At 64.9% G+C, this 21,123-nt stretch carries 20 protein-coding genes and 1 pseudogene; 3 read left to right on the top strand and 18 right to left on the bottom strand.

All coding sequences use genetic code 11. The annotated features are described in order from the left end of the window. Positions 1–7: 7 nt before the first annotated feature. From B3E94_RS13320 to B3E94_RS13260, 14 genes and pseudogenes are all read right to left on the bottom strand, one after another. The gene (locus B3E94_RS13320) at positions 8–505 is read right to left on the bottom strand and encodes a DUF2867 domain-containing protein (RefSeq protein WP_286913858.1); all 498 of its coding nucleotides are present in this window, start codon (positions 503–505) and stop codon (positions 8–10) included. Between the two features lie 107 nt (positions 506–612). Continuing rightward, positions 613–1,317: a methyl-accepting chemotaxis protein gene (locus B3E94_RS25600; RefSeq protein WP_373874204.1), complete on the bottom strand. Its 705-nt coding sequence runs from the start codon at positions 1,315–1,317 to the stop codon at positions 613–615. 201 nt (positions 1,318–1,518) lie between these two features. Then, a pseudogene (locus B3E94_RS25595) lies at positions 1,519–1,731 on the bottom strand (methyl-accepting chemotaxis protein); the annotation flags it as partial. 987 nt (positions 1,732–2,718) lie between these two features. After that, positions 2,719–4,011 carry an adenylosuccinate synthase gene (locus B3E94_RS13310; RefSeq protein WP_008095424.1) on the bottom strand — a complete coding sequence of 431 codons (1,293 nt, stop codon included), beginning with the start codon at positions 4,009–4,011 and terminating at the stop codon, positions 2,719–2,721. A 56-nt stretch (positions 4,012–4,067) separates the two neighbouring features. Next, positions 4,068–5,255 carry an ATP phosphoribosyltransferase regulatory subunit gene (locus B3E94_RS13305; RefSeq protein ID WP_176516066.1) on the bottom strand — a complete coding sequence of 396 codons (1,188 nt, stop codon included), beginning with the start codon at positions 5,253–5,255 and terminating at the stop codon, positions 4,068–4,070. 290 nt (positions 5,256–5,545) lie between these two features. Then, a complete protein-coding gene (hflC, locus tag B3E94_RS13300; RefSeq protein WP_176516067.1) occupies positions 5,546–6,415 on the bottom strand; it encodes a protease modulator HflC in 870 nt (289 codons plus the stop codon). Next, on the bottom strand, positions 6,415–7,596 hold the full coding sequence (gene hflK / locus B3E94_RS13295; protein WP_176516070.1) for an FtsH protease activity modulator HflK: 1,182 nt from the start codon (positions 7,594–7,596) through the stop codon (positions 6,415–6,417). Before hflK ends, hflC begins: the two co-directional genes overlap by 1 nt. Positions 7,597–7,692: 96 nt before the next feature. Further along, a complete protein-coding gene (gene hflX / locus B3E94_RS13290; protein WP_176516073.1) occupies positions 7,693–8,994 on the bottom strand; it encodes a ribosome rescue GTPase HflX in 1,302 nt (433 codons plus the stop codon). A gap of 12 nt (positions 8,995–9,006) precedes the next feature. Continuing rightward, positions 9,007–9,267, bottom strand: coding sequence for an RNA chaperone Hfq (gene hfq / locus B3E94_RS13285; protein ID WP_176516075.1), 261 nt, complete (start codon positions 9,265–9,267; stop codon positions 9,007–9,009). A 93-nt stretch (positions 9,268–9,360) separates the two neighbouring features. Beyond that, the gene (miaA, locus tag B3E94_RS13280) at positions 9,361–10,332 is read right to left on the bottom strand and encodes a tRNA (adenosine(37)-N6)-dimethylallyltransferase MiaA (RefSeq protein WP_286913857.1); all 972 of its coding nucleotides are present in this window, start codon (positions 10,330–10,332) and stop codon (positions 9,361–9,363) included. A gap of 1 nt (position 10,333) precedes the next feature. Further along, positions 10,334–12,232, bottom strand: a complete 1,899-nt coding sequence (gene mutL / locus B3E94_RS13275; RefSeq protein WP_286913856.1) for a DNA mismatch repair endonuclease MutL — start codon at positions 12,230–12,232, stop codon at positions 10,334–10,336. Then, positions 12,229–13,662, bottom strand: a complete 1,434-nt coding sequence (locus B3E94_RS13270) for an N-acetylmuramoyl-L-alanine amidase (protein ID WP_286913855.1) — start codon at positions 13,660–13,662, stop codon at positions 12,229–12,231. Before B3E94_RS13270 ends, mutL begins: the two co-directional genes overlap by 4 nt. An 11-nt stretch (positions 13,663–13,673) precedes the next feature. Continuing rightward, entirely contained in the window at positions 13,674–14,147 is a 474-nt protein-coding gene (gene tsaE, locus B3E94_RS13265) for a tRNA (adenosine(37)-N6)-threonylcarbamoyltransferase complex ATPase subunit type 1 TsaE (protein WP_236237115.1), read from the bottom strand. Then, positions 14,135–14,995 carry an NAD(P)H-hydrate dehydratase gene (locus B3E94_RS13260; RefSeq protein WP_286913854.1) on the bottom strand — a complete coding sequence of 287 codons (861 nt, stop codon included), beginning with the start codon at positions 14,993–14,995 and terminating at the stop codon, positions 14,135–14,137. Before B3E94_RS13260 ends, tsaE begins: the two co-directional genes overlap by 13 nt. A gap of 65 nt (positions 14,996–15,060) precedes the next feature. On the opposite strand from B3E94_RS13260, the gene queG reads away from it, so the two are divergent. Then, positions 15,061–16,125, top strand: coding sequence for a tRNA epoxyqueuosine(34) reductase QueG (gene queG / locus B3E94_RS13255; RefSeq protein ID WP_176516089.1), 1,065 nt, complete (start codon positions 15,061–15,063; stop codon positions 16,123–16,125). A 109-nt stretch (positions 16,126–16,234) separates the two neighbouring features. On the opposite strand, the gene B3E94_RS13250 is transcribed toward queG, so the two are convergent. Together B3E94_RS13250 and orn are read right to left on the bottom strand one after the other, a co-directional pair. Further along, positions 16,235–16,846, bottom strand: coding sequence for a trimeric intracellular cation channel family protein (locus B3E94_RS13250; protein ID WP_027920741.1), 612 nt, complete (start codon positions 16,844–16,846; stop codon positions 16,235–16,237). 91 nt (positions 16,847–16,937) lie between these two features. Further along, positions 16,938–17,480, bottom strand: a complete 543-nt coding sequence (gene orn, locus B3E94_RS13245; RefSeq protein ID WP_176516091.1) for an oligoribonuclease — start codon at positions 17,478–17,480, stop codon at positions 16,938–16,940. A 139-nt stretch (positions 17,481–17,619) separates the two neighbouring features. On the opposite strand from orn, the gene rsgA reads away from it, so the two are divergent. Further along, entirely contained in the window at positions 17,620–18,651 is a 1,032-nt protein-coding gene (gene rsgA, locus B3E94_RS13240; RefSeq protein WP_286913852.1) for a small ribosomal subunit biogenesis GTPase RsgA, read from the top strand. A gap of 113 nt (positions 18,652–18,764) precedes the next feature. Beyond that, complete coding sequence (locus B3E94_RS13235; RefSeq protein ID WP_236237111.1) at positions 18,765–19,244, top strand: molecular chaperone Tir; 480 nt, start codon at positions 18,765–18,767, stop codon at positions 19,242–19,244. A 35-nt stretch (positions 19,245–19,279) separates the two neighbouring features. On the opposite strand, the gene motB is transcribed toward B3E94_RS13235, so the two are convergent. Further along, complete coding sequence (motB, locus tag B3E94_RS13230) at positions 19,280–20,302, bottom strand: flagellar motor protein MotB (RefSeq protein ID WP_236237110.1); 1,023 nt, start codon at positions 20,300–20,302, stop codon at positions 19,280–19,282. 3 nt (positions 20,303–20,305) lie between these two features. Beyond that, positions 20,306–21,123 (bottom strand): flagellar motor stator protein MotA (gene motA / locus B3E94_RS13225; protein WP_286913851.1); only part of this gene is annotated, 818 nt, incomplete at its 5' end.

The raw sequence follows: 21,123 nt of genomic DNA, 5'->3' as shown, positions 1-21,123 counted from the left end.
ACCGAGTTCAGGTCGCAGCGCGGCCTGAGCCTTCCTTGAGAACATTGCGCAGCATGCGCCGAACGATCGGGCCATGGGCAAGACCCACCGGCACCATATAGGCGCGCCCGAAAGCATTGAAGCACTGCACCGAGGTTGTCACGCTCAAGCGGGGCGCACCGGCGCCCTCGGATGGCAGATCCATGCAAACCATGACCGCCAGGTGCGTATCACGAGAGGTCAGGACCAGTTGCTGATCGCTGATGCTCTCGACCGTGAAGAAATCCAGACGCTCGCCCACTTTTGGCACATGCTCGGGGCTGCGGGGCGTAAAGCCTTGAATGTCGGCGACGTTGAAGCGGCGGGAGATGAAGTCGCGCAGGCGGAAGGCGCCGGCTAGCCAGGCGGGGGTGTGCGAGGTCATGGCGCAGTAGGCTTGCAGGGCCGTCAGCGGGGCGTTCAGCGGCACGCTGTCGCTGTGCAGGAAGTCCAGGTCGGCTGGGGCGGCGATGAGTTGGGCGGGCATGTACAAGTCCTTTTGTCATGGGGCGCCCGGGAGCTTAGCAAAGCAGGAGGGGCCGCGGCGCGGCCCATCGCCGGCAAGCCGGCTCCCACAAGAGGTGTTGCTCGGCCTCAGGCCCGGAACTGGCCCAGGCTGGCGCGCAATTGCGCGGCCAGGTCATCGAGTACCTTGCTGCTGGCCGTAGTCTGCATCACCACCTCGGCCGAGCGCTCGGCCTGGGCATGGATGTTCTCCACCCGCCCGCGCACCGCTTGCGCCCCGTTCGCCTGTTGCTCCGCGGCGCGGGTAGCCAGGCCGATGGCCGCATGCACCTGCTCCACCGCCGCCTGCACCGACTGCTGGCGGCGCTCGTTGTCGCGCAGCACCAGCAGGCCTTCGCTGGCCTTGAGGCCGGCCTGGCTGATGGTGGCCACCGCCTCCTTGGCGCCCTTCTGCAACGCAGCGATGTGCGACTGGATGTCGCCGGTGGAGCTTTGCGTCTTGCTCGCCAATGCCCGAACTTCATCGGCGACCACGGCAAATCCGCGCCCGGTCTCGCCGGCACGCGCAGCTTCGATGGCGGCGTTGAGGGCCAGCAGGTTGGTCTGCTCGGCAATGCCGTGGATCACGGTCAGCACCACTTCGATCTGTTCGCTCTGCTTGGCCAGCCGCTCGATCACCTGCGAGCCGGTTTCGACCTGCCCGGCAAGGTTCTCGATCAGCCCGGCCAGTTGCGTCGAGGTGCGGCTGTTCTCATCGGTGGCCTGGCGAATGTCCACCACCTGGCGCAGCGCCGCCTGCATCGCCTGGCTCTCGGCCTGAGCTTCGTCGGCCATGCTCGAGAGGTCACGCAGGCTGGCGGCCACTTCATCGCGCTGCAAGGCCGCAGCGGCGTCGGCACCGGCGTTGCGCTGGGCCATGGCACCGATCTCGACGCCAGTGCGCTGGGCCACCTCACCGGCCTCGCGCACGATCGGCTGCAGCTTGTCGACGAAACGATTGACTGCCGAGGCCATGTCGCCGATCTCGTCGCGGCTGTCCAGGTTCACGCGCTTGGTCAGGTCGCCTTCGCCGGCGGCCAGGTCGTTCAGCGCAGTGATCAGCAGGCGCAGCTTGTTCAGCACGCGGCGGCCCAGCACCAGGGCAACCAATAGCAGTACACCCAGGCCGACCAGCACAAGGCCCAGGCCGATACGCCAGCGCAACTGCGCCGCCGCATCGCGCACGGTTTGCGCAGTGTTGGCCTGCATGGCCGTGGCGCTGCCCTGCGCGGCTTCCAGCCGGTCGCGCAGGGCTTTGCCGCTGTCTGCCGCCGCCGCACCAAGGCTGTCGCCGACCAGTTGCTCGCCACTGGCGATCAGGGCACTGAAGCGCTGGTCCAGGGCCTTGAGTTCCTCGTCCACAGCGGCGGTGGAAACCCCCATTAGGACCTTGCCGATTTCCGCGCCATTGGGGCTGATCGACGCCTCGACGAAGTACACCGATGGGTCGCGGCGGGCAGCTTCAAGCACCTTGTCCAGCGCCCGCTCTCCCTGCCCTTTCTCGATCAGGGCCTGGTTGATCGGGTTCTGCCGATTCAGGTAGCGCGTCAGGTGCTGGCCCTGGGCGTCGTCGTAGATCACGAACAGCACGTTGGGATTGCGCTGGGCGCGGCGGGCGAAGTCGGACAGCGTCGGCACGTCGTTGTCCCAGATCGCGCGTGGGGCGACCGAGGCCAGCAATTCGGCCATGTCGTTGGCGGAATCCTTGAGGTTCTTTTCCAGGGTCGCGCGCAGTTGCTGCTGTTCGTTCTGCAGACGCTCGGACAGGCCTGCACTCAGGCGCTGGCGGGTACTGCTGGAAAGGCCTTCGAGGCCCGAGCGCACGTCCTGGCCCGCCTGCTCCAGCTCACCGGCGAGCTTGCGGCTGTCATTGCCCAGGCGCTCGCCAAGATCGGCCTCCAGGGCAGTGACGGTGCTTCGTGTCAGCGCAACGGCAACCAGCACCTGCACCAAAAGGGCGATACCCAAGGCAACAAACACAGGCCGCAACAGGCGGCTTCGTAACAATGAGAGGATGGCAGACACGGTGAAACCCTCGTGCATTCTGGCGCCATTATTTTGATGGCATCTACAGAAACTTCTTACAGCAAGGGTTGTGCCGGGAGCAGCAGGGATAAGTGCCAAGGTCCAGCAGCAGAAATGAAAACGCCGCGGCCCCTTGCAGGGCCACGGCGTCAGATCAGCCTGGTGGGCAGATCAGGCGAACGGATGACGCAGCACGATGGTCTCGTTGCGATCCGGGCCGGTGGAGATGATGTCGATCGGCGCGCCGGTCAGCTCCTCGATGCGCTTGATGTAAGCGCGAGCAGCTTCTGGCAGCTCTTCCAGGGTCTTGGCACCCAGGGTCGACTCGCTCCAGCCTGGCATCTCTTCGTACACCGGCTCCAGGCCGATGTAGCTGTCGGCGTCGGACGGTGCGTCGATGACGGCGCCGTTCTCGTTCTTGTAGCCAACACAGATGTTGATGGTTTCCAGGCCGTCCAGTACGTCCAGCTTGGTCAGGCAGATGCCCGAGATGCTGTTGACGTCGATGGCGCGACGCAGGATCACGGCATCGAACCAGCCGCAACGACGGGCACGGCCGGTGGTCGAACCGAACTCGTGGCCACGCTTGGCCAGGGTAGCGCCGGTCTCGTCGAACAGTTCGGTCGGGAACGGGCCGGAACCTACGCGAGTGGTGTACGCCTTGGTGATGCCCAGGATGTAGTCCAGGTACATCGGGCCAACGCCGGAACCGGTGGAGATGCCGCCGGCAGTGGTGTTGGAGCTGGTGACGTACGGGTAGGTACCGTGGTCGATGTCCAGCAGAGAGCCCTGGGCGCCTTCGAACATGATGTCCTTGCCGGCGCGGCGCAGGTTGTGCAGCTCGGCGGTGACGTCGAGCATCATCGGCTTGAGCTGTTCGGCGTAGGCCATGCACTCGTCCAGGGTCTGCTGGAAGTCGATGGCCGGCTCTTTGTAGTAGTTCACCAGCTGGAAGTTGTGGTAATCCAGCAGCTCACCCAGCTTGGCGGCGAAACGCTCGCGGTGGAACAGGTCGCCAACGCGCAGGCCGCGGCGAGCGACCTTGTCTTCGTAGGCTGGGCCGATACCACGGCCGGTGGTGCCGATCTTGGCTTCGCCACGGGCTTTCTCGCGGGCCTGGTCCAGGGCCACGTGGTACGACAGGATCAGCGGCGCAGCCGGGCTGATGCGCAGGCGCTCGCGCACCGGCACGCCCTTCTCTTCCAGCTTGGTGATTTCACGCATCAGGGCATCCGGGGCAACGACCACGCCGTTGCCGATCAGGCACTGAACGCCTTCACGCAGGATGCCGGACGGAATCAGGTGCAGAACGGTTTTTTCACCGTTGATCACCAGGGTGTGGCCCGCGTTGTGGCCACCCTGGTAGCGCACTACGGCGGCAGCATGTTCGGTCAGCAGATCGACGATCTTGCCTTTGCCCTCATCACCCCACTGGGTGCCCAGGACGACGACATTCTTACCCATAACACTTGTCCTCATTCACGCAAACTTGGTTGCCGGCCAACTGCCGGCGCAGAAACTCATTGGGTCAGCGGCAGTACCTGCCAGCGCCCGTCTTGCTGAATCAATTGACGATCACAATCCGCCTCGAGAGCAGCACTCAACGGCTGGCCAGGCAGGGCCTGGACCACACGCTGGCCCTCGTTGCGCAACTGGCAGACCTGCTGCCAGAGGGCCGCGTCACCACTGTCGGGCATCCAGATGCCGCCAGTTGGCAATACGACCTCCGCTCGCCCCAGTGTGACCAGGGTCTTCAAATCCGTGGAGAAACCGGTGGCCGGGCGCGCCCGGCCGAAATCGGCCCCGATGTCGTCATAACGGCCGCCCTGGGCGATCGATTGACCCTCGCCCGGCACGAACACCGCAAACACCACGCCGGTGTGGTAGTTGTAGCCGCGCAGCTCGCCGAGGTCGAAGTACAGCGGCAGCTCGGGGTAACGCGAAGCCAGGCGATCGGCGATCGCCAGCAAATCGTCCAGTGCCGCCAGCACGCTGGCCGGGGCACGGCCCAGGCGCACGCGGGCTTCGGCCAGCACTTCACGGCCACCGCACAGCTCGACCAGGGCGCGCAGCATGTTGCCCAGGTCCTTCGGCAAATCGGCCGTCAGCGCCTGCACTTCATCCACCGACTTGCGCTGCAGGGCGTCGAACAGCTGCTGCTCGACAGCACCCGACAGGCCGGCGGCGCGCGCCAGGCCGCGGTAGATGCCGACATGGCCGAGGTCCATGTGCACGTCCGCGACGTCGGTCAGTTGCAGCGTGGCGAGCATCAGGCTGATGACCTCGACATCGCTGGTGGGGCTGGCGTCGCCGTACAGCTCGGCACCCAGCTGGATCGGGCTGCGCGAGGTGGACAGGGCACGCGGCTCGGCGTGCAGCACGCTGCCGGCATAGCACAGGCGGCTCGGGCCTTCACGGCGCAGGGTGTGGGCGTCGATACGCGCCACCTGCGGGGTGAAGTCGGCGCGGAAGCCCATCAGGCGGCCGGACTGTGGGTCGACCACCTTGAAGGTGCGCTGGTCCAGGTCCTGGCCGGCGCCGGTGAGCAGCGACTCCAGGTACTCGATATGCGGGGTGACGACCAGTTCGTAGCCCCAACTCTGGAACAGGTCCAACACCTGGCGGCGCGCGATCTCGATGCGCGCAGCCTCAGGTGGCAGTACTTCCTCGATGCCATCTGGCAGCAGCCAGCGGTCTACCGTTGCCATTACGCCATTTCCCCTCTGGTCCGGGCGGCTTGCCTGCAGGCGAGCCGTCAGTAAAGCAGGCATTGGCGCACAGCAGCAGGCAGCACTGATCCCAGCGCCACCACCGTACCCAATACCCTCGAATTGCCTTGCGACCTGACCAAACCGTCAACTGGCCGTTTGCCAATCAACCTTGCAGACGCAAAAAAGCCGGGAAATTTCCCGGCTGCCGCATCATACACCCCTTTTCATTCAGGATGCACCCCGCCTGGTGTTTTAGCTGCCAGGCGGGGTATGCGCCCCTCAATGCATCAGGGTTTGCTCTTGTCGAGGAAGCGGAAGAACTCGTTCTTCGGATCCAGGACCAGCACGTCGCTCTTGCTGGAGAAGCTTTCGCGGTATGCCTGCAGGCTACGGTAGAACGCATAGAAATCGGCGTCCTGGGTGTAGGCCTTGGCATAGATGGCGGCCGACTGGGCGTCGCCATCACCACGGGTCTCTTCAGCTTCGCGATAGGCTTCGGCCAGCAGTACACGGCGCTGACGGTCGGCATCGGCACGGATACCTTCGGCCAGCTCGTTACCCTTGGCACGGTGCTCGCGAGCTTCACGCTCACGCTCGGTGCTCATGCGGTCGAACACGCTGCGGTTGACTTCCTTCGGCAGGTCGATGGCCTTGACGCGCACGTCGACCACCTCGATACCCAGCTCCTTGTTGGCCATGCGGTTCAGCGAGGCGGTGATGTCAGCCATCAGCGCGTCACGTTCACCGGATACCACTTCGTGCAGGGTGCGTTTACCGAACTGGTCACGCAGGCCACTTTCCAGACGACGCGACAGACGCTCGTCGGCGATCTGCTTCATGCCGGAGGTGGCGGTGTAGAAACGCTCGGCATCCTTGACGCGCCACTTGGCGTAGGCGTCGACCATCACCGCTTTCTTCTCCAGGGTCAGGAACCGCTGGGTCGGGGCGTCGAGGGTCATCAGACGGGCGTCGAACTTGCGCACCTGGTTCACATACGGAACCTTCACGTGCAGGCCCGGCTGGACATCCGCCTGGACCACACGGCCGAACTGCAGCAGTACCGCGCGTTCGGTCTGCGACACGATGTAGAAGCTGTTCCAGGCCACCACGGCCAGAACCACAGCGGCGATCAGGGCGATCAGCGATTTATTGCTCATCAGCGGCTCTCCCTAGTACGCAGCTGTTGCTGTTGCTGTTGCAGGTCCTGCGCTGCACGCGCTGCCGCGTCGTTGGCCGACGGGGTTGCGCTGGTAACCGGCGCGGACGTGTTGCGGCTGCCTTCGACCATCTTGTCCAGTGGCAGGTAGAGCAGGTTGTTCTGCCCGTCCTTGGTGGCCACCATGACCTTGCTGGTATTGCTGTAGACCTCTTGCATGGTCTCCAGGTACAGGCGCTGGCGGGTCACGTCAGGTGCCTTGCGGTACTCGGCGACCAGCTTGGTGAAGCGGTCCGCCTCACCCTTGGCGCGGGCGATGACTTCGTCGCGGTAACCGTTGGCGTCCTCGATGATGCGCTGGGCCTGACCACGGGCTTCCGGCACCACGCCGTTGGCGTAGGACTCGGCCTGGTTGCGGGCACGCTGCTCGTCTTCACGGGCACGGATCACGTCGTCGAAGGCTTCCTGCACTTCACGCGGGGCTGCCGCGCTCTGTACGTTGACCTGGGTAACGGTGATACCGGTACGGTAGTTGTCGAGGAAGCGCTGCAGGCGTTCGCGGATATCCACGGCCATCTGCTCACGGCCTTCGGTCAGCACCTGGTCCATCGAAGTGGAACCCACCACGTGGCGCAGGGCGCTGTCGGTGGCATGCTGCAAGCTCACCTCGGGCTGGTCGACGTTGAGCACGAAGTCCTGCAGGTTGCTGATCTTGTACTGGACGGTCAGCGGCACTTCGACGATGTTCTCGTCTTCGGTGAGCATCTGGCCCTGCTTGGTGTAGGCACGCTCGCGCGTGACGTTTTCCATGTACTTGCGATCGATTGGCGGGAAGTAGATGTTCAGGCCGGGACCGACCGTCTCATAGTACTTGCCGAAGCGCAGCACGACGGCCTGCTCCTGCTCGTCGACCACGTACACGGCGCTGTACAGCCAGATCGCAGCCAGTACCGCCAGGCCGATGCCCAGCAGGCCGTAGCCGCCGCCCTTGCCGACATTGCGGTCACCGCCGCCACGTTTCTTGCCACCGCCGAACATGCCGTTCAGGCTGTCCTGCAGTTTGCGGAAGGCCTCGTCCAGATCCGGCGGGCCTTTTTTATCGCCACCACCGCCGCCGCCACCACGGCGACCGCCCCAGGGATCCTGATTGTTCGAGTTGCCACCCGGCTCGTTCCAAGCCATAGCGCTCTCCATCTGATAAAGCAAAGACGCGCCCACGGCGCGCCGTCCAATGCTACAGAATGCCTGCCACTGCCGCCCGGCGACCTCGCCGGGCATTTATTGCAAAGTGTGTTGCTCGACAAACACTTGCGGCTCCATGCCTTCACGGCTGACCAGGCGATTCAACTCGACCATGGGCAGTCGCACACTCAGCAGGCTGCGCCCTTCTTCGTCATGCTCCTCACTCTGCACGGCACCCAGGGCAAAGAATTGCGCGCGCAAGCGGGCAAAACGCTGCTCCAGACACAGGGTACCGACAAACAGATCATCCCCCAGCAACTCGGCAATCGCCTGACCCACCAGCTCCAGGCCACGTCCATCTCGTGCCGAGACCCAGACCCGCTCCGGCTTACCGTCGGCGTTGCGCTGGATCTGCGGCTCGACATCTTCGAGCAGGTCGAGTTTGTTATAGACCTCGAGGATCGGCAAGCCTTCGGCACCGATCTCGCCCAATACCGCCAGCACCTGCTCGATCTGCTCCATGCGCTCTGGCTCATGGGCGTCGATCACGTGCAGCAGCAGGTCGGAGTTGCTCGACTCTTCGAGCGTAGCCCGAAAAGCCTCGACCAGCTTGTGCGGCAGGTGGCGAATGAAGCCCACGGTGTCGGCCAGCACGATCGGCCCGAGGTCGTTGAGCTCGAGACGGCGCAATGTCGGGTCGAGGGTGGCGAACAACTGGTCGGCGGCGTACACCTCGGACTGGGTCAAGGCGTTGAACAGCGTCGACTTGCCGGCGTTGGTGTAGCCCACCAGCGAAACCGACGGGATATCCGCACGGCGGCGGCCACGGCGAGCCTGCTCACGCTGGCTGCGGACCTTCTCCAGGCGCCCCTTGATCTGCCGCAGGCGTACCCGCAGCAAACGACGGTCGGTTTCAAGCTGGGTTTCACCCGGGCCGCGCAGGCCGATACCACCCTTCTGACGCTCAAGGTGGGTCCAGCCACGCACCAGCCGCGTGCTCATGTGCTCAAGCTGGGCCAGTTCGACCTGCAGCTTGCCTTCATGGGTACGCGCCCGTTGGGCGAAGATGTCGAGGATCAGCCCGGTGCGGTCGAGCACGCGACACTCGAAGACACGTTCGAGGTTGCGCTCCTGACTGGGCGTGAGGGTGTGATTGAAAATCACCAGGTCTACCTGTTCGGCTTTGACCAGGTCGCGAAATTCCTCGACCTTGCCGCTGCCAATCAGGTATTTGGCGGTCGGCTGATGCCGGGCCACCGTGACCAACGAAACGATGTCGGCGCCGGCCGACAATGCCAGTTCCTGAAACTCCTGCGGATCTTCGCGCGCCTCAGGGTTCTGACCTTCCAAGTGAACGAGCAGCGCTCGCTCACCACCACCGTGGCGCTCAAAGAACAATGCAGGCTCCTATCAGGCGTTGCCTGGCTCGCTTTCACCGTGTTCGGAATCGGACGGGCTAGGCAGGCGAATCGCACGCACGGGAACTACGGTCGAAATGGCGTGCTTGTAAACCATCTGGCTGACAGTGTTCTTCAGCAGAACGACGAACTGGTCGAACGACTCGATCTGGCCCTGCAGTTTGATGCCGTTGACCAGATAGATGGAAACCGCAACCTTTTCTTTTCTCAAGGTATTCAAGTAAGGGTCTTGTAGCGAATGCCCTTTTGACATATGCCGCACTCCTGTAAGGATCAATAATAGAAAGTCAAAGAAATCGATAAGTTGGCCGTCCCTTCGCAAGAATAGACGGCAATCAGCAGGGACTCATCTCAATATGGAGACGGCCCCAAGGTATTTCAAGGTGCGGGACAGATTGTCGCAGGCCAGGCTGTCGAGCCAGTGTACGTCGGGCCAGCTACGCAACCAGGTGAACTGCCGCTTGGCCAACTGCCGGGTAGCAATGATACCGCGTTCTCGCATCTCATTCTCAGTCAGCTTGCCGTCGAGGTAGTCCCAGACCTGCCGATACCCCACTGCCCGTATAGACGGCAGCGCCGCGTGCAAGTCACTTCTGGCTCGCAGCGATCGGACCTCGTCGATGAAGCCCTGTTCCAGCATCTGCGAAAATCGTAGCGCAATTCGCTGATGCAAAATGTGACGATCTGTAGGAGCAATCGCCAAACTCGCGACAGTATAGGGCAAATGCGAGTCAGCGCCTGCGTCTGCGCCGCGACTTTCCGCGAATTGACGTTGCCGATGGGCCGTCATGCTCTCGCCGCTCACCCGGTACACTTCCAGCGCCCGGATCAAGCGTTGCGGGTCGTTGGGGTGAATGCGCGCGGCCGATTGGGGGTCCACTTCGGCCAGCTGCCGGTGCAGTTCGGCCAGGCCCAGCGCCTGCGCCTGGGCCTCCAGCTCGGCGCGCACCGCGGCATCGGCCGCAGGCATGTCCGCCAGGCCGTCGACCAGGGCCTTGTAATAGAGCATGGTGCCGCCCACCAGCAGCGGGATCTTGCCGCGTGCGGTGATTTCGGCCATTGCCTCGAGGGCATCGGCGCGAAACTGTGCGGCCGAATAGCTTTCGGCCGGGTCGCGAATGTCGATCAGGCGGTGCGGATGGGCGGCCAGGATCTCCTTGGAGGGCTTGGCCGAACCGATGTCCATGCCGCGATAGACCAGCGCCGAGTCGACGCTGATCAGCTCGCAAGGCAGCACCTTGGTCAGTTCGATGGCCAGGTCGGTCTTGCCGGCCGCCGTCGGGCCCATGAGGAATATTGCTGGGGGCTTGCCGCTCATTTCATCGACCGCGCAGGAAAAGTTTGTCCAGGTCGTCCAGGCCCATCTGGGTCCAGGTCGGGCGGCCGTGGTTGCACTGGCCGCTGCGCTCGGTATTTTCCATGTCGCGCAGCAAGGCGTTCATCTCGGGGATGGCCAGGCGCCGGTTGGCGCGCACGGCGCCGTGGCAGGCCATGGTGCCGAGCAGTTCGTTGAGGTGCGCCTGGATGCGGTCGCTGGTGCCGTATTCCATCAGGTCGGCGAGCACATCCTGCACCAGGCGGTTGGCCTCGGCTTGCTTGAGCAAGGCCGGGATCTGGCGGATCGCCAGGGTTTCCGGGCCCAAACGCTGTAGCTCGAAGCCCAGGCGTTGGAACCACTGGCCATGCTCTTCGGCGCAGTCGGCTTCGCGCTGGCTCAGCGCCAGCGTCTCCGGCACCAGCAACGGCTGGCCGCTCAGGCCCTCGCTGGCCATCGCCACCTTGAGCCGCTCGTACATGATGCGCTCGTGGGCGGCGTGCATGTCCACCAACACCAGCCCGACGGCATTCTCGGCCAGGATGTAGATGCCCTTGAGCTGGGCCAGGGCATAGCCCAGCGGCGGGATATCGCCCTGGCTCTCGGGCAGCGCGGCAGGCGCCACGGCGCCGTCGCTCAACGGCTTGTAGAACTCGCGATAGACCGCCTGCGACTCGGCCGCTGGCAGCGGTTGAGATGGGCGCGGGGTGTACTGGTACTGGTAGCCCGCGCCACTGCCACCATTGGAAACCGCAAACTGGGGAGCCTGGGGCTGTTCGAGCACCGGCGAGGCCAGGCGCATTTCGCCCTGCGGGCCGAACTCACCCGCCTGCTGGCCACTCGGGCGAGCGATTTCAGCCCCAGCAGCAGGCGCTGCCAGCTGGTCTTCCGGGCGAACGTCGGCCAACGCACGGTGCAGGGTGCCGTAGAGGAAGTCATGCACCGAGCGCCCCTCGCGGAAACGCACTTCGTGCTTGGTCGGGTGCACGTTGACGTCGACGCCATTGGGCTCGAGTTCGAGGAACAGCACGAAGGTCGGGTGACGGCCATTGAACAGCACGTCGCGATAGGCCTGGCGCACGGCATGGGCGACCAGCTTGTCGCGTACCGCGCGGCCATTGACGAAGAAGTACTGCAAGTCCGCCTGGCTGCGCGAGAACGTCGGCAGGCCGACCCAACCCCACAGGCGCAGGCCGTTGCGCTCGACGTCGATGGGCAGCGCCTGCTCCATGAAGCCTGGCCCGCAGATGGCACCGACCCTGCGCGCACGGGCGGTTTCGTCGTGCGCTTCGTGCAGGCTGAGAATGCTCTTGCCGTTGTGGCGCAGGTGGAAGCCGACGTCGAAACGGGCCAGGGCCAGGCGCCGGATGACTTCCTGCAGGTGATCGAACTCGGTCTTCTCGGCCTTGAGGAACTTGCGCCGGGCCGGGGTATTGAAGAACAGGTCACGCACTTCCACCGAGGTGCCGACCGGGTGCGCGGCAGGCTGCACCCGCGGCGTCATGTCGCGCCCTTCGGTTTCCACCTGCCAGGCTTCGCTGGCGTTGGCAGTGCGCGAAGTCAGGGTCAGGCGCGCCACCGAGCTGATCGATGCCAGGGCCTCACCGCGAAAACCGAGGCTCAGCACGCCTTCGAGGTCTTCCAGCTCGCGAATCTTGCTGGTGGCGTGACGGGCCAGGGCCAGCGGCAGGTCGTCGGCGGAGATACCGCCGCCGTCGTCGCGCACCCGCAGCAGCTTGACGCCGCCCTGCTCGACCTCGACATCGATGCGCCGAGCACCGGAGTCGAGGCTGTTTTCCAGCAGCTCCTTGGCCACCGAGGCCGGGCGCTCGACCACCTCACCTGCGGCAATCTGGTTGGCCAGCCGCGGGCTGAGCAGCTGGATGCGCGAACCGCCACTCATTGCTGCGAGGCCAGTGTGGTGGCGGGGATGCTGAGGTGCTGGCCGACTTTCAGTTCATCGGTCTTCAGGCTGTTGCTGCTGCGCAGGCTCGGCACGCTGACCTGGTAGCGCACGGCAATCATCGCCAGCGTCTCGCCAGGGCGCACGGTATGGTCACGCGGCCCCTGGGCAATCTTGCCGCTGTCGCGCAGCCAGGCCACGTAGGTGCCAGGCGGCGGGTTTTGCTGGAAGTACTGGCGCACACCGGTATGGATCGAACGCGCCAGGGCCTGCTGGTGGCTCGCGGTGGCCAGCTTGGCGGCTTCGTTGTTGTTCGAGATGAACCCGGTTTCAACGAGGATCGACGGGATATCCGGCGATTTCAGCACCATGAAGCCCGCCTGTTCCACACGCTGCTTGTGCAGCGAAGTGACCCTACCCATGTTGCCGAGCACCTTCTGCCCGACATTCAGGCTGGAGCTGAGGGTGGCGGTCATCGACAGGTCGAGCAGCACACCGGCCAGCATGCGGTCCTTGTCGTCGAGGCTGACGTTGCCGGCACCGCCGATCAGGTCGGAGCGGTTTTCCGTGTCGGCCAGCCAGCGCGCGGTCTCGGAGGTGGCACCCCGGTCGGACAGGGCGAACACCGAAGCACCGAACGCGGCCCGCGACGGCGCAGCGTCGGCGTGGATCGAAATGAACAGGTCGGCGCCCTTCTTGCGGGCGATCTCGGTGCGCTTGCGCAGCGGGATGAAGTAGTCACCGGTGCGGGTCAGCTCGGCGCGGTAGCCCTTCTCGGTGTTGATCTGGCGCTGCAGCTCCTTGGCGATCTGCAGCACGATGTCTTTTTCATGCTGGCCGCGCGAGCCGGAGGCACCCGGGTCCTCGCCGCCGTGGCCGGCGTCGATGGCGACCACGATGTCGCGCTTGCCGGCGGGTACCGGCGGCAGCTTGATCGCAGGCTGCGCGGGGCTGACCGGCACGGCAGGCGTGGTCGCCGGGGTAGGCGTCGGGGTCGGCGCTGGCGGCGGCGCGGTGGCCGCGATGGCGTCGGATTCCTGGTCGTACAGGTCTACCACCAGGCGGTTGCCGTACTGGGCGTTTGGCGCCAGGGTGAAGCTCTTCGGGGTGACCGATTTTTTCAGGTCGACCACCACGCGCAGGTCGGTGGGCGTGCGCTGGGCAGAGCGCACGCTGCTGATCGGCGTGTTCGAAGTGGACACGTTCAGCGGCGCGGCCAGGGTCGCGCCATTGATGTCGATCACCAGGCGATCGGGCGCGCTCAGGGTGAAGACGCTATGCTGCACCGGGCCGGACAGGTCGAAGACCAGCCGTGTGTTGTCCGGCGCGCGCCACAGGCGCATGCTCTTGACTTGTGTGACGGCCAGAGCGTCAACGGTCACTGCTGTCAGCAGCAGCCCAACCACAGCGACCAGTGCGCGTATGCGCATACCTACCCCACTTACTGTTTATTGTGTTCGGCCAGTGCAGCGCACCAGGCCTCGCCGCGAGCCCCCTGCGGCGAAAGGTTCAGCGAGCGTCCGCCCGCTTGGGGGCTTATGGTAATGGTCAGGTCAGGCTTTGGCAAAACGCCCGCACCCTTTTGTGGCCACTCGAACAGGCACAGCGGGTCGCCTTCGAAGTAGTCGCGAATGCCCATGAACTCCAGCTCTTCCGGATCGACCAGGCGATACAGGTCGAAGTGGTAGGCACGCACGTCGCCGATCTCGTAGGGTTCTACCACAGTAAATGTCGGACTTTTCACCGCTCCAGTATGGCCCAGGCCACGGATCAGGCCACGGGACAGGGTGGTCTTGCCAGCGCCCAGGTCACCTTCGAGAAAAATCACGCCGTGACCGCCGGTCACCTCGGCAAGTTTGCCGCCAAAGGCGACCGTGGCCGCTTCATCGGCCAGAAACAGGGTTATGCCAGACACGCAGAATGCTCCTCCAACAACTCACGAATGACCGGCGCCAGATCACTGGCCGCCAGGCCTCTACCTTTGCTCCCCAGGCGCTCGCCCGCACAGGCGTGCAGCCACACCCCGAGGCACGCGGCATCCCAGGTAGCCAGCCCCTGGGCCAGCAGCGCACCCAGTACCCCGGTCAACACATCGCCCAACCCCGCGCCGGCCATCGCCGGGTGGCCGCGCTCGCACAGCGCCAGCTTGCCCGCAGGGTCGGCGACCAGGGTACCGGCCCCCTTGAGCACGCACACACTGGCATAGCGCCGCGCCAGCTTGCGCGCGGCTCCAGCACGGTCGGCCTGCACCGCCTCGGTGGAAATGCCCAGCAGCCGCGCCGCCTCCCCCGGGTGCGGGGTAAGGATGCTGGCGCTGGGCAGGGCCAGCGGCGTGCGCGCCAGCAGGTTCAGGGCATCGGCGTCCCACACCTGCGGCCGCTCGGCATTGGCCACCGCCGACAGCAGGCTGCGGCCCCAGGCCGCCTGTCCCAGGCCAGGGCCCACCACCAGCACCGAGGCACGCTCGAGCGGGGCCATGAGCTGGTTGGCCGAACTCAGCCCCAGGCACATGACTTCCGGTAGGCGCGCAAGGCTTGCGGCCACGTGTTCGGGGCGGGTCGCCACGCTGACCAGGCCAGCGCCGCAGCGCAGCGCCGCCTCGGCACTGAGCAGCACGGCGCCACCGGTGCCGAGGTCGCCACCGACCACCAGCAGGTGGCCGAAGTCGCCTTTCTGGGCCTGCGCATGCCGTGCAGGCAGGCGCGCGACCGTCAAGCCAGTGAGCAGTTGCGGGGCGTGGCCGGGGTGTTTGGTCTGCGGCATGGGGTCAAAGGCTCCAATGTCTGGCAGAATTATACGCACCTGAGCCCGTATTGCCTTGCCCATCCATGTCCGCTTCCGCACCTGACCTCGCCGCACTGGCCCAATCGATCAAGAATTGGGGCCGAGAACTCGGTTTTGCCCACGTCGGCATCGCCGGGGTGGACCTTGGCGAGCACGAACATCACCTGCAGCGCTGGCTCGACGCCGGCTACCAGGGCGAGATGGAATACCTCGGCGCCCACGGCAGCAAGCGCGCCCACCCCGAGCAGTTGATCCCCGGCACCGTGCGCGTGGTGTCACTGCGCATGGACTACCTGCCCGGCGACACGCAGATGGCGCAACGCCTGGCACAGCCGGAAAAGGCCTATGTGTCGCGCTATGCCCTGGGCCGCGACTACCACAAGCTGGTGCGCAAGCGCGTGCAGCACCTGGCCGACCGCATCCAGGAAGCGATCGGCCCGTTCGGCTACCGCGCCTTCGTCGACAGCGCCCCGGTGCTGGAAAAGGCCCTGGCCGAACAGGCCGGGCTGGGTTGGATCGGCAAGAACACCCTGCTGCTCAACCGCAAGGCCGGCAGCTACTTCTTCCTCGCCGAACTGTTCGTCGACCTCCCGCTGCCGGTGGACGAGGCGCATGCCAGTGAACACTGCGGGCGCTGCGAGGCCTGCCTGGATATCTGCCCGACCAAGGCCTTCGTCGGGCCTTATGTGCTGGATGCGCGGCGCTGCATCTCGTACCTGACCATCGAGCTGAAGGGCGCGATTCCCGTTGAGTTGCGCGCGATGATGGGCAATCGGGTGTTCGGCTGCGACGATTGTCAGATCGTCTGCCCGTGGAACCGCTTTGCCCGGCCTACCCAGGAGAACGACTTCCAGCCTCGGCACGGCCTGGAAAACGCCGAGCTGGCCGAGATGTTCCTGTGGGATGAACGCACCTTCCTGCGCAAGACCGAAGGCGGGCCGCTGCGGCGTGCGGGGTACGAGCGGTGGCTGCGCAACCTGGCGGTGGGGCTGGGCAATGCGCCTTCGACGATACCGGTGCTGGAGGCGTTGAAGGCTCGCCAGGACGACCCGTCGGAGCTAGTGCGCGAGCATGTGCAGTGGGCGCTGGCGCAGCATGAGCACCGCTAGGGGCCGCTGCGCGCCCCAATCGCCGGCAAGCCGGCTCCCACAGTGACAGCGGCGCTGCCCTACCCGTGGGAGCCGGCTTGCCGGCGATCGGGCCCACGGCGGCACTGCCTCACTGCTGGTCGTTGTAGTGGAACTTGGGCATTTCCCAATGAAAACGAATGGCCAGCAAGCGCACCAGGAAGCCGCCGAACAAGGTCAGCAGCATGGCCTGCTCGGCCGGCAGCTTGAAGTACACGCACCCCAGGTAGAACCACGCCGCCGCGAACGACACGCTGGCATACAGCTCACGGCGGAACACCAAGGGAATGTCGTTGCAGAAGATATCCCGCAGGATCCCGCCAAACACCCCGGTAATCACCCCGCTGATCGACGCCACCAGCATGCCCTGCCCCATTTCCAGCGCAGTCATGCAACCAATCAGGGTAAAGGCCACCAACCCCAGGGCATCGAGCACCAGGAACAGCGAGCGCAAGCGGCGCATCATCGGCGCGATGAAAATCGTCAGCAGCGCGGCAAGGCTGGTCAACACCAGGTATTCCGGGTGCTTCACCCAGGTCAGTGGATAGTGCCCGAGCAGCACGTCGCGCACCGAGCCGCCACCCAGGGCGGTGACGCAGGCAATCAGCACCACGCCGAACCAATCCATGCCGCGACGGCCGGCAGACAAGGCGCCGGTCATGGCTTCGGCGGTGATGGCGATGAGGTAGAGCATCAGCAACATGGTGCGGGTCCGTGCGAGAAAGGCGCGCAGTCTAACCAGTTGCCCAAGGCACCAAAAGAGGGCGCCGATAGATTATCTGCGCCCCTTCGGCTCACACCTTGATGAAGTGCTGGCGATAGTGGCGCAGCTCGGCGATCGACTCGCGGATATCGTCCAGCGCCAGGTGGGTGCTGCCCTTCTTGAAGCTGTCACGCACCTCCGGCGCCCAGCGTGCAGCCAGCTCCTTGACGGTGGAGACATCGAGGTTGCGGTAGTGGAAGTAGTTTTCCAGGCCGCGCATGTGGCGGTAGAGGAAGCGGCGGTCCTGGCAGATGCTGTTGCCGCAGATCGGCGACTTGCCCTTGGGCACCCACTGCTCGAGGAAGGCGATGGTCTGCGCCTCGGCCTCGGCCATGCTGACCTGGCTTTCGCGCACGCGCTGGGTCAGGCCCGAAGCGCCGTGGGTGCGGGTGTTCCACTCGTCCATGCGCGCCAGCACTTCGTCGCTGTGGTGGATGGCGATCACCGGGCCTTCGGCCAGGGTGTTCAGCTCGCTGTCGGTGACGATGGTGGCCATCTCGATGATGACGTCGTTGTCCGGATCGAGGCCGGTCATTTCCAGGTCGATCCAGATCAGGTTCTGTGGGTTCTGCATGCAGGGCTCCTCGTATAGGCGCTCATATTAGCCTAGCGGGCATGGCCTGCGCATGCGCACTGCAACGCCAGGGGCCATGGTCCGGCGCCTGGCGTGCTAAACTGCCCGCCGATTTCATTCGCCCCTCCACGGAACCTTCATGGCCAAACGCCAGCTCAATCGCCGCCAGAACTGGCGCATCGAAAAAATCCAGAACGAACGCGCCGCACGCGCCGCCAAACGCGAACAGCATGCGCTGCAGGAGCTGGAGGGGGGTGACCTTGGGCCTGAACAACTCGGCCTGGTGATCGCCCACTTCGGTGTACAGGTCGAGGTCGAGGCCCAGGACGGCGAAGTCGCCGGCCAGGTGTTCCGTTGCCACCTGCGGGCCAACCTGCCAGCGCTGGTCACCGGCGACCGCGTGGTATGGCGTGCGGGCAACCAGGGCATTGGCGTGATCGTCGCGCAGATGCCGCGCAGCACCGAGCTGTGCCGGCCGAACAACCACGGCCAGCTCAAGCCGGTGGCGGCCAACGTCGACTTGATCGTGATCGTCTTCGCCCCGGCCCCCGAGCCGCACCCAAACCTGATCGACCGCTACCTGGTGGCCGCCGAGCACGCCGGTATCCGCCCGCTGCTGCTGCTGAACAAAGCCGACCTGATCGACGAGCACAACGGCCCCGGCCTGCACGCATTGCTCGAGGTCTACCGCGAGCTGGGCTACCCGCTGCTGGAAGTGTCGGCGCATCAGGGCGATGGCATGCAACGCCTGCAGCAGATGCTGGACGGGCACATCAGCGTGTTCGTCGGCCAGTCGGGCGTGGGCAAGTCATCGCTGGTCAACAGCCTGCTGCCGGATGCCGGCACCCGCGTGGGCGACCTTTCCGAATGGTCCGGCCAGGGCACCCACACCACCACGACCGCGCGCCTGTATCACTTCCCCAATGGCGGCGACCTGATCGACTCGCCGGGCATTCGCGAATTCGGCCTCGGCCACGTCAGCCGCAGCGATGTGGAAGATGGCTTCATCGAATTCCGCGACCTGTTCGGCACCTGCCGTTTCCGCGACTGCAAACATGACCGCGAGCCCGGTTGTGCGCTGCTCAAGGCGCTGGAAGACGGCCGCATCAAGCCGCAACGGATGAACAGCTACCGCTCGATCATTGCCAGCCTGCCGGAAGACGCCTACTGATCTGTAGGATTTCTTACCGCAGAAAGTAGGACGATTCCGGATTTAGCGTCATCTATTGCTCCCACCGCTGCTTTCCCTGATGGTCATGGCTTCTATCAGGGAGGGCAACCGCGATGCCGGTGTTCATCAGCTACCGCCACGAAGAGCGGCTTGACGCCTTCATTCTCAACGAGCGCCTGCTGCTCGAAGGCATCCCCGCACAGCTGGTCCTGTTCGACTTCGACGGGCAGACCAGCGAAGACCTGTATGGCAGCTTCTGCCAGCACATGAGTGATGCGACCCACTGGATCGGCCTGCTGCCAGAAGCGTTCAGCGAAGAGTGGTGGACCGCCTGGCTGCTCGGGGCCGCGGTAATGGCCGGGCGCCGGGTGAGCTTCTTTCAACCCACCGGCGATACGTTGCCGGCCCACCTTTGCAAGTGGCCGGTGATGCGCGAGCGCACGCACATCGACCTGTTCGTCAGGGCCTACCACGACGAGCGCACCTTCGCCCGCGCCTTGACCTTGCCAACGCCTGGCGGCAGCTGGGCGGACCGGGACAATGCGGACTACTTCCATGCCGACCTCAAGGCCAAGATCCGGCGGGGGTTTTGAACGCCGGCAGGGGCTGCAAAGCGGCCCCTCAGGCCTTACTGGTCCTTCGCCTCATCCATCTTCAAGGTGCCATCCTCGAAGATGTTCAGCTTCTGGCGCAGCTCACGCGGCTGCATCGGCGCGTCATCGGCACCCGGCGCCGCCGAAGCGCCCGGTGCAGCACCCGCAGGTGCCGGCGCCTGGGCCGGCGGCGTCGCCTCTGGCGTGCCCTGCTCGCCCTCGATGTTGCGCTGGGCTTTCTTGGTCAGGACGATGATGTCGATACGGCGGTTGACCGGGTTGAACGGGTCCTTGCGGTCGAACAGCGACGACGAGGCGTAGCCCACCACGCGCGCCACCTGGTCATCCGGGTAGCCACCGGCCACCAACGCACGGCGCGCGGCATTGGCACGGTTGGCCGACAGCTCCCAGTTGCCGAACTCGCCGCTGCCCGAATAAGGCTTGGCATCGGTATGGCCACTGATGCTGATCTTGTTCGGCACCGCCTTGATGGTGTCGGCCATGGCCAGCAGGATGTCTTCGAAGTACGGCTGCAGGCGCGCGCTGCCAATGTCGAACATCGGCCGGTTCTCGGCATCCATGATCTGGATGCGCAGGCCGTCCTGGGTGATTTCGAACAGGATCTGGTCCTTGAATTTCTGCAGCTGCGGGTTCTCTTCGACCTTGTTCTGCAACTCCTGCAGCAACAGCTCCAGGCGCTCGCGCTCCACCTGCTCGGCCATGGTCTCGACCTGGTCCTTGTCCAGCTGGATGCTGGTGTCAGGCGTAGGCTCGGACTTTTCTTCCGGGTTGATGGTCTTTTCCGGCGCCAGCTGGGGCGATCCGCCCAGGTCGATGACGTAGGGCGTACCACTCTCGGAGAAGCCGATCGGGTCCTTGAAGTAGCCGGCGATGGCGATCTTCTGTTCCGGCGTGGCGGTGGACAGCAGCCACAGCACCAGGAAGAACGCCATCATCGCCGTGGCGAAGTCGGCGAAGGCGATCTTCCAGGCACCCCCGTGGTGCCCGCCACCATAGCGCTTGACGCGCTTGATGATTATCGGCTGATTGTTTTCCATGGATCAGCGACCGCGAACCGCTTGTTCCAGCTCGGCGAAGCTTGGGCGATGCTTGGGGTACAGCACCTTGCGCCCGAACTCCACGGCCAGCGAAGGCGGCATGCCGGAGGCCGAGGCCACCAGCGACGCCTTGATCGACTCATAGAGGTTGAGCTCTTCCTTGGCATCGTGCTCCAGGCACTTGGCCAGCGGGCCGAAGAAGCCGTAGGCCGCCAGAATACCGAAGAAGGTACCCACCAGCGCCGCACCCACGTGCAGGCCGATGGACTTCTGGTCGCCCTCACCCAGCGACGCCATGGTCACCACGATACCCAGTACCGCCGCGACGATACCGAAGCCCGGCATGCCGTCGGCAATGCCGGAGACCGCGTGCGACGGGTGCTCGAGCTCTTCCTTCATGCTCAGCAGCTCCATGTCGAACAGGCCTTCGAGCTCATGGGGCGCCATGTTGCCGGTGGACATGATGCGCAGGTAGTCGCAGATGAACGCGGTCATGCGCTCATCGCCCAGCACCGCAGGGTACTTGGCGAAGATCGGGCTGGCCGCGGCGCCCTCGATGTCGCCCTCGATGGCCATCATGCCTTCGCGACGGCTTTTATTGAGGATCTCGTAGATAAGGCCCAGCACTTCCAGGTAGAAGGTGTGGGTGAAGCGCGAGCCGAACATCTTCATCGACTTCTTGATTACATGCATGGTCATGTAACCCGGGTTGGCCTGCATGAAAGCGCCAAAGGCCGCACCGCCGATGATCAGCACTTCGAACGGCTGGATCAGCGCCGCGATCTTGCCGTGGGAGAGCACATATCCGCCGAGCACGCTCG

Source organism: Pseudomonas sp. UBA6315 (genome assembly GCF_002438125.1).
Classification (GTDB): Bacteria; Pseudomonadota; Gammaproteobacteria; order Pseudomonadales; family Pseudomonadaceae; genus Aquipseudomonas; species Aquipseudomonas faucium.
This window is presented reverse-complemented; position numbering and strand designations above follow the sequence as displayed.

Excerpts from the sequence above, each read along its gene's own strand:
- B3E94_RS13320 (WP_286913858.1), bottom strand. The coding sequence starts at position 505 with ATGCCCGCCCAACTCATCGCCGCCCCAGCCGACCTGGACTTCCTGCAC.
- B3E94_RS25600 (WP_373874204.1), bottom strand. The coding sequence starts at position 1,317 with ATGGCCGACGAAGCTCAGGCCGAGAGCCAGGCGATGCAGGCGGCGCTG.
- B3E94_RS13310 (WP_008095424.1), bottom strand. The coding sequence starts at position 4,011 with ATGGGTAAGAATGTCGTCGTCCTGGGCACCCAGTGGGGTGATGAGGGC.
- B3E94_RS13305 (WP_176516066.1), bottom strand. The coding sequence starts at position 5,255 with ATGGCAACGGTAGACCGCTGGCTGCTGCCAGATGGCATCGAGGAAGTA.
- hflC (WP_176516067.1), bottom strand. The coding sequence starts at position 6,415 with ATGAGCAATAAATCGCTGATCGCCCTGATCGCCGCTGTGGTTCTGGCC.
- hflK (WP_176516070.1), bottom strand. The coding sequence starts at position 7,596 with ATGGCTTGGAACGAGCCGGGTGGCAACTCGAACAATCAGGATCCCTGG.
- hfq (WP_176516075.1), bottom strand. The coding sequence starts at position 9,267 with ATGTCAAAAGGGCATTCGCTACAAGACCCTTACTTGAATACCTTGAGA.
- miaA (WP_286913857.1), bottom strand. The coding sequence starts at position 10,332 with ATGAGCGGCAAGCCCCCAGCAATATTCCTCATGGGCCCGACGGCGGCC.
- mutL (WP_286913856.1), bottom strand. The coding sequence starts at position 12,232 with ATGAGTGGCGGTTCGCGCATCCAGCTGCTCAGCCCGCGGCTGGCCAAC.
- B3E94_RS13270 (WP_286913855.1), bottom strand. The coding sequence starts at position 13,662 with ATGCGCATACGCGCACTGGTCGCTGTGGTTGGGCTGCTGCTGACAGCA.
- B3E94_RS13260 (WP_286913854.1), bottom strand. The coding sequence starts at position 14,995 with ATGCCGCAGACCAAACACCCCGGCCACGCCCCGCAACTGCTCACTGGC.
- queG (WP_176516089.1), top strand. The coding sequence starts at position 15,061 with ATGTCCGCTTCCGCACCTGACCTCGCCGCACTGGCCCAATCGATCAAG.
- B3E94_RS13250 (WP_027920741.1), bottom strand. The coding sequence starts at position 16,846 with ATGTTGCTGATGCTCTACCTCATCGCCATCACCGCCGAAGCCATGACC.
- orn (WP_176516091.1), bottom strand. The coding sequence starts at position 17,480 with ATGCAGAACCCACAGAACCTGATCTGGATCGACCTGGAAATGACCGGC.
- rsgA (WP_286913852.1), top strand. The coding sequence starts at position 17,620 with ATGGCCAAACGCCAGCTCAATCGCCGCCAGAACTGGCGCATCGAAAAA.
- B3E94_RS13235 (WP_236237111.1), top strand. The coding sequence starts at position 18,765 with ATGCCGGTGTTCATCAGCTACCGCCACGAAGAGCGGCTTGACGCCTTC.
- motB (WP_236237110.1), bottom strand. The coding sequence starts at position 20,302 with ATGGAAAACAATCAGCCGATAATCATCAAGCGCGTCAAGCGCTATGGT.